The sequence below is a fragment of the Rhodoferax sp. genome (assembly GCF_039922535.1).
In the GTDB taxonomy this organism is placed as follows: domain Bacteria; phylum Pseudomonadota; class Gammaproteobacteria; order Burkholderiales; family Burkholderiaceae_C; genus Rhodoferax_B.
In genome coordinates, this window is the sequence record NZ_JBDTEM010000413.1 from 1 (window position 1) to 6,231 (window position 6,231).

Genomic DNA, 6,231 nt, shown 5'->3' on the forward strand with positions numbered 1-6,231 from the left:
GACCGGTGAAATTACCTTGCGCGGCGAAGTCACAGCCATCGGCGGCTTGAAAGAAAAGTTGTTGGCCGCTTTACGCGGTGGTATCAAGACGGTGTTGATCCCCGAGGAAAATGCCAAAGACCTGCAAGACATTCCCGAGAATGTTAAAAACGGTTTGGAAATTATCCCGGTGAAATGGATCGACCAAGTCCTGGAAGTGGCCTTGGAACGTATGCCCCAGCCGTTGCCTGATGAAGAGCCTGTGGTCGCGGCTCCTGCTGCGGTGCTAGAAGCAGCAGTCGTTGCGCCGGCGGTCTCTGTCAAGCACTAACTGACGACTGACTGAACATAAGGCCGATGGGGTTTACTCCATCGGCCTTTATCCATTTTGGACCTGGATTTGCAATTTCAGAGATAATCGGGGTTTACCCACGCCACGTGGGTGCAATTTGCTATTGTTTGAATAGCCACAACCCTTTCGGAATTGATGAGCGATACCCCCCTGGATTCTTTCTCGCAGCTGCAGCTTGCAGAACCCCTGTCACGTGCTGTGGCCGACATGGGCTACACCGCCATGACACCCATCCAGGCGCAAGCCATTCCGGTGGTGTTGCAAGGACGTGACGTGATGGGCGCTGCCCAGACCGGCACCGGTAAAACGGCAGCCTTCTCTTTGCCATTGCTACAGCGCATGCTGAAGCATGAAAACGCTTCTACGTCACCTGCCCGCCATCCGGTGCGGGCCTTGGTGCTATTGCCTACGCGTGAGCTGGCCGACCAGGTAGCTCAGGCCGTCAAGTCATATGCCAAGCACACCAACCTGCGCAGTGCCGTGGTGTTTGGCGGTATGGACATGAAGCCGCAGACGCTGGAGCTGAAAAAAGGCGTGGAGATTCTGGTCGCTACGCCAGGCCGTTTGCTGGACCACATCGAAGCCAAAAATGCGGTGTTGAACCAGGTCGAGTACGTGGTGCTGGACGAAGCTGACCGCATGCTCGACATTGGCTTTTTGCCCGACCTGCAGCGCATCCTGAGTTATCTGCCCAAGCAGCGCACCACCTTGCTGTTCTCGGCCACGTTCTCGCCCGAAATCAAGCGTCTGGCCAGCAGCTACCTGCAAGACCCGGTCACTATCGAAGTGGCCCGCTCCAACGCCACTGCCTCCACAGTGGAGCAGCATTTCTACAGCGTCAATGCCGACGACAAGCGCCGGGCGCTGCACCAGGTGCTCAAGTCGCGCGGGATTACACAAGCTTTTGTATTTGTGAATAGCAAATTGGGCTGTGCCCGACTGGCCCGCTCGCTGGAAAAAGAAGGCTTGAAGACCACGGCGTTGCATGGCGATAAAAGCCAGGACGAGCGCTTGAAAGCCTTGGAGTCTTTCAAAAAAGGCGAGGTGGACCTGCTCATCTGCACCGATGTGGCTGCGCGTGGCCTGGACATCAAGGACGTGCCTGCCGTGTTCAACTTCGATGTACCCTTCAACGCAGAAGACTATGTGCACCGCATTGGCCGCACCGGCCGTGCCGGGGCCTCCGGCATCGCGGTCAGCTTCGTGGCGGGCAGCGATGCCCGTCTGGTAGCCGATATTGAGAAGCTGGTGAAGAGCAAGATTGAACTCGAAGCCATGGAGTTCGAAGAAGACACCCCCAAGATCCGCGAGCAAGGTCGCATCAACGACGGCCGCCGCGCCTGGGGTGGCGACGATCCACGCGATGTCATCGACACCCCGCGTCCGGCTCCGCGCCCCCAGCAGCGCCACAGCGCACCGCGTGATCCATTCTTTGACAAGCCCTACGAGGCAACCGCAGTCACCGAAGCACCCACCTGGGAAGCTGCTGCCAAACACGCCACCGTGCGCGGTATCTCGGCCAATATCAAACCCAAGCGCAAGGTGGCCGCCTTGTTCAAGGCCATCAGCGCCCCGGTAGCCGCTTAATTTCCTGGTCGCTGCGCCTGTTCGCAGCGCACCTGGATAAGTTCGTTGGCGGCCGGAGTCGCTCCAATCCTCAGCGCACTCAGCGAACCTCCCCACACACAGCCGGTGTCTAGCGACAACACGTCTCTGCGACCCAACCACCCTAGCGTAGACCAATGGCCAAAGGCCACAGCCATGTGGGCGGTTTGCCGACCCGGCACGTCAAACCAGGGTAGGTAGCCCTCGGGGCGGGTTCCCGCGCCTTCCTTGCTGTCGAATTCCATGACCCCGTCGGTGGTGCAAAAGCGCAGCCGTGTGAGCGCATTCACAATCACCCGCAGCCGGTCTGCACCTTGCAAGTCGTCGTTCCATTTTGCCGGGGTATTGCCGTACATCTGGCCTAAAAACGCCGACAGATGGGGGCCCTGCAGCACCGCCTCCACTTCGGCCGCCAACGCCATGGTGAGTACTGGACTCCAACCTGGTAGTACGCCGGCGTGCACCATCAGGATGTCTTGGCCCTCTAGCGTCTCGTGCATGGCCATGCGCTGGTGCCGTACCCAGTCCAGCAGTGCGGTGCGGTCTGGGGCCTGCAGGATGCCTTGTAGTGTGTCTAAACGGTGTGTAGGGCGTATACCGTGGGCGGCAGCCAGCAAATGCAGGTCGTGGTTACCCAATAGGCAGCGGGCTGCGCCGCCATAGCCTTTTAGGCGGCGCAGCACCTCCAGTGAGGCTGGGCCCCGGTTCACCAGGTCACCCAGCAGATAGAGTGTGTCGCGGCTGGGCGAGAAGTCTAGGGTCTCCAAAAGCCGCTGCAGCGCGCCATCACAGCCTTGCAGGTCGCCGATCAAGTAAAGTGCCATCTGTTTTTCTCACGTTAGATCCATGGATATATTGTTGATTGTGCTGTTGACTTTGCTCAACGCCGTGTTTGCCATGTCGGAGTTGGCGCTCGCCTCCAGCCGCAAGGCGCGTTTGACGGCGATGGCCGAGGCAGGCGACAAAGGGGCCAAGGCCGCGCTGAAGTTGCTGGAAAACCCGACCCAGTTCTTGTCCTCTGTGCAGGTGGGCATTACCTCCATCACCATGGCCAGCGGTATTTTGGGGGAGGCCGCTTTCGGCGAAGGCTTGTCTACGTGGTTGGAGCAAATGGGCCTGGCATCGCGCGCGGCGGGCCCCACGGCGACCGTGATTGCGGTGACCTGCATCACCTTTTTCAACATCGTGTTTGCCGAACTGGTGCCCAAGCGCATTGGCCAACTGCACCCCGAACTGGTGGCGCGCTATGTGTCGCGACCCATGACCTGGGTGGCGACCGGAGCCAAGCCCTTTGTGACCCTGCTGTCGTTGAGCACCAAAGCCGTCCTGAAATTGTTGCGTGTGGACAACGACGCGGGTCGTGCCGTGACCGAAGAAGAAATTGTGGCCAGCCTGGAGGAGGGGGTGGACGCAGGCGTCATCGAGGAACACGAGCACCAGATGGTGCAGAACGTGTTCCGCCTGGACGAGCGCCCCCTGACCTCGCTGATGGTGCCGCGTACCGACATGGAATGGCTGGAGGCCTCGCACACCGTGGCGCAGTGCCTGCACATGGCCGGCAATGCGGGCGACAAAGGGTCGCACTCCTGGTACCCGGTGTGCCGGGGCTCATTGGACGATGTGGTCGGCGTGATCAGCGTGGGTCGATTGCTGGAGCTAGGGGCCGACCTGCCCGGCCCGGTGGAGCCCCATGTGTTGCCCGCCGCATTTCTACCCGAGACTTTGAGCGGCATGGAGCTGCTGGAGCAGTTTCGCGCCAAGTCGGGCCGCATGGTGTTTGTGGTGGACGAATCCGGCGTGGTGCAGGGCCTGCTGACCCCGCGCGACCTATTGGAGGCCATTACCGGCGAGCTGCAGCCCGGTGCGCCGGCCGATGCCTGGGCCACCCAGCGCGAAGACGGTTCCTGGCTGTTAGACGGGCTGATGCCGGTGAACGAGCTCAAATCGCGGCTGGACATCAAAGACCTGCCGGAAGAAGACCGGGGCCGCTATAACACCGTGGCAGGGCTGCTGATGTCCGTGTCGGGCCGGATGCTGGCCACCGCCGAGCGCATCGAGTGCGCGGGCTGGGTATTTGAAGTGGTGGACCTGGACGGTAAGCGCATCGACAAGGTGTTGGCCACTGCTTTGCCCTCTGCCGACTAGCTTTTTCGATTAGGTTTTCGCCTGCCGCAGCTTAGCCAACTGCTCGTCTTCCATCTGGCGGCGTTTTTGCTGCTGCTTGAGCAGCTCTTCGGCGCGCAGGGCTTCGACTTCTTCGTCGGTCATGGCTTTGTCAAAGGTCAGCTCCATACCACCCGCTGCAGGGGGTTCGCCCCGGGCGCTCTTGAGCTTCATGTTCAGACGCAGCTCGTTGGTGGAGTCGGCGTTGCGTAGGGCTTCTTCGTAGGAGATGTGGCCCTCGTTGTACAGCTCGAACAGCGCCCAGTCGAAAGTGCGCATGCCCAGTTCACGCGATTTCTCCATCAGCGCCTTCAGGTCGCCAAACTGGCCTTTGAAAATCCGGTCCGCCACCAGGGGCGTGTTGAGCAGAATCTCTACCGCGGCGCGGCGGCCCTTGCCGTCTTCGGTGCGTACCAGCCGCTGCGACACGATGGCGCGCAGATTGGCCGACAAATCCATGAGCAGCTGGTTGCGCCGCTCTTCGGGGAAGAAGTTGATGATGCGGTCCAGCGCCTGGTTGGCGCTGTTGGCGTGCAGCGTGGCCAGGCACAGGTGGCCGGTTTCGGCGAAGGCAATCGCGTGCTCCATGGTCTGCGGATCGCGTATTTCGCCAATCAGAATCACATCCGGGGCCTGGCGCAGGGTGTTTTTCAGCGCGTGGTGCCAGGAATGCGTGTCCACGCCTACTTCACGGTGGCTCACCAGTGACATCTTGGAGGTGTGCACGTACTCCACCGGGTCTTCCACGGTGATGATGTGGCCGCCCGAGCTGCTGTTGCGGTGGTCGATCATGGCCGCCAGCGAAGTCGATTTGCCCGAGCCGGTGCCGCCCACCACCAGCACCAGCCCGCGCTTGTGCATGATGACTTCTTTCAGTACCGGCGGCAGGGACAGGGTGGCGAAGCTGGGGATTTCGGCGGCGATGGTGCGGATCACCATACTGACGTTTTGCTGCTGCACAAACACATTCACCCGAAACCGCGCCACGCCGGGTAAGGCCATGGCGAAGTTGCATTCCATTTCCTTGGTGAACTCGGCGTTTTGGCGCTCGTTCATCATCGCCTGGGCCAGCATGCGGGTCACGTCGCCGCTGAGCTTTTGGCCCGACAGCGGTTTCATCTCGCCGTGCGCCTTCATGCTGGGGGCAAAGTCGGCGGCGATAAACAGGTCCGACCCACCCGCCTGGTGCATCGCCGCCAACAGCTTGTGCATGTAACTGCGAGCCTGGTCTTCGGTGAGTGCGGACATGGTGGACCTTGGTGTGCTACTGTTTATATAGCTGCCAGCGCAGGTGGAATCTGCGCCAGAGGCCTATTTTTTATAAATTTAGGCGACGACCACGGCGGCGCCATCCCCGCGCGCGCCGATCACTCCAATCTCGAACACCGCCTCGCCCAGGCCGCGCAGGGTTTGTGCCGTGGCGGCTGCATTGGCTGCGTCCACCACCACCACCATGCCGATGCCGTTGTTGAAGGTGCGGTTCATTTCAAAGTCGTCGATGCCAGCGGTCTTTTGCAGCCAGGCAAACAGCTCGGTCTGGGGCCAGCTGCCTTTGACCAGATGGGCCGCCGTGCCTTCGGGCAGCACGCGGGGGATGTTTTCCAGCAGTCCGCCGCCGGTGATGTGGGCCAGCGCCTTGATAGGGTGTGCGGCCAGCGCGGCCAGCACGGTTTTGACGTACAGGCGGGTGGGCTCCATCAGGGCCTCTTTGAAAGGCTTGCCGTCCAGCGTGGCCGGGGCTGCGTCACCGGCGCGCTCAATGCACTTGCGCACCAGGCTGAAGCCGTTGGAATGCACACCGCTGCTGGCCAGGCCCAGCACCACGTCGCCGGGCTGGATGTCGCGGCCGGTCAGAATTTTCGATTTTTCGACCGCACCCACGGCAAAACCGGCCAGGTCGTATTCGCCAGCCGGGTACATGCCGGGCATTTCTGCGGTTTCGCCGCCAATCAGCGCGCAACCCGACAGCTCGCAGCCGCGCGCAATGCCGCCCACCACCGCGGCGGCGGTGTCGATGTCGAGCTTGCCGCAGGCAAAGTAATCGAGAAAGAACAACGGCTCTGCGCCCTGCACCAGTACGTCGTTGACGCTCATGGCCACCAGGTCGATGCCCACGGTGTCGTGCACGTTCC

General features: G+C 61.3%; 6 protein-coding genes. 3 read left to right on the forward strand and 3 right to left on the reverse strand.

Annotated features, from left to right (window positions below):
- The coding region (locus tag ABI213_RS19710; protein WP_348028352.1) for a S16 family serine protease at positions 1-310 on the forward strand (310 nt) is incomplete at its 5' end.
- Between the two features lie 156 nt (positions 311-466).
- Complete coding sequence (locus tag ABI213_RS19715; protein ID WP_348028354.1) at positions 467-1,918, forward strand: DEAD/DEAH box helicase; 1,452 nt, start codon at positions 467-469, stop codon at positions 1,916-1,918.
- On the opposite strand, the gene ABI213_RS19720 is transcribed toward ABI213_RS19715, so the two are convergent.
- Positions 1,915-2,760: a symmetrical bis(5'-nucleosyl)-tetraphosphatase gene (locus tag ABI213_RS19720; RefSeq protein ID WP_348028356.1), complete on the reverse strand. Its 846-nt coding sequence runs from the start codon at positions 2,758-2,760 to the stop codon at positions 1,915-1,917. The two genes, ABI213_RS19715 and ABI213_RS19720, sit on opposite strands and share 4 nt — an antisense overlap.
- Positions 2,761-2,782: 22 nt before the next feature.
- Between ABI213_RS19720 and ABI213_RS19725 the strand changes: the two genes are divergently transcribed.
- Positions 2,783-4,081 carry a hemolysin family protein gene (locus tag ABI213_RS19725; protein ID WP_348028358.1) on the forward strand — a complete coding sequence of 433 codons (1,299 nt, stop codon included), beginning with the start codon at positions 2,783-2,785 and terminating at the stop codon, positions 4,079-4,081.
- 9 nt (positions 4,082-4,090) lie between these two features.
- On the opposite strand, the gene ABI213_RS19730 is transcribed toward ABI213_RS19725, so the two are convergent.
- Both ABI213_RS19730 and purM read right to left on the reverse strand, forming a co-directional pair.
- Positions 4,091-5,347, reverse strand: coding sequence for a PilT/PilU family type 4a pilus ATPase (locus ABI213_RS19730; protein WP_348028360.1), 1,257 nt, complete (start codon positions 5,345-5,347; stop codon positions 4,091-4,093).
- 78 nt (positions 5,348-5,425) lie between these two features.
- The coding region (gene purM / locus ABI213_RS19735; protein WP_348028362.1) for a phosphoribosylformylglycinamidine cyclo-ligase at positions 5,426-6,231 on the reverse strand (806 nt) is incomplete at its 5' end.

What these genes read in the sequence shown, in the direction of transcription:
- ABI213_RS19715 (WP_348028354.1), top strand. Translation starts at nt 467, where the DNA reads ATGAGCGATACCCCCCTGGATTCTTTCTCGCAGCTGCAGCTTGCAGAA.
- ABI213_RS19720 (WP_348028356.1), bottom strand. Translation starts at nt 2,760, where the DNA reads ATGGCACTTTACTTGATCGGCGACCTGCAAGGCTGTGATGGCGCGCTG.
- ABI213_RS19725 (WP_348028358.1), top strand. Translation starts at nt 2,783, where the DNA reads ATGGATATATTGTTGATTGTGCTGTTGACTTTGCTCAACGCCGTGTTT.
- ABI213_RS19730 (WP_348028360.1), bottom strand. Translation starts at nt 5,347, where the DNA reads ATGTCCGCACTCACCGAAGACCAGGCTCGCAGTTACATGCACAAGCTG.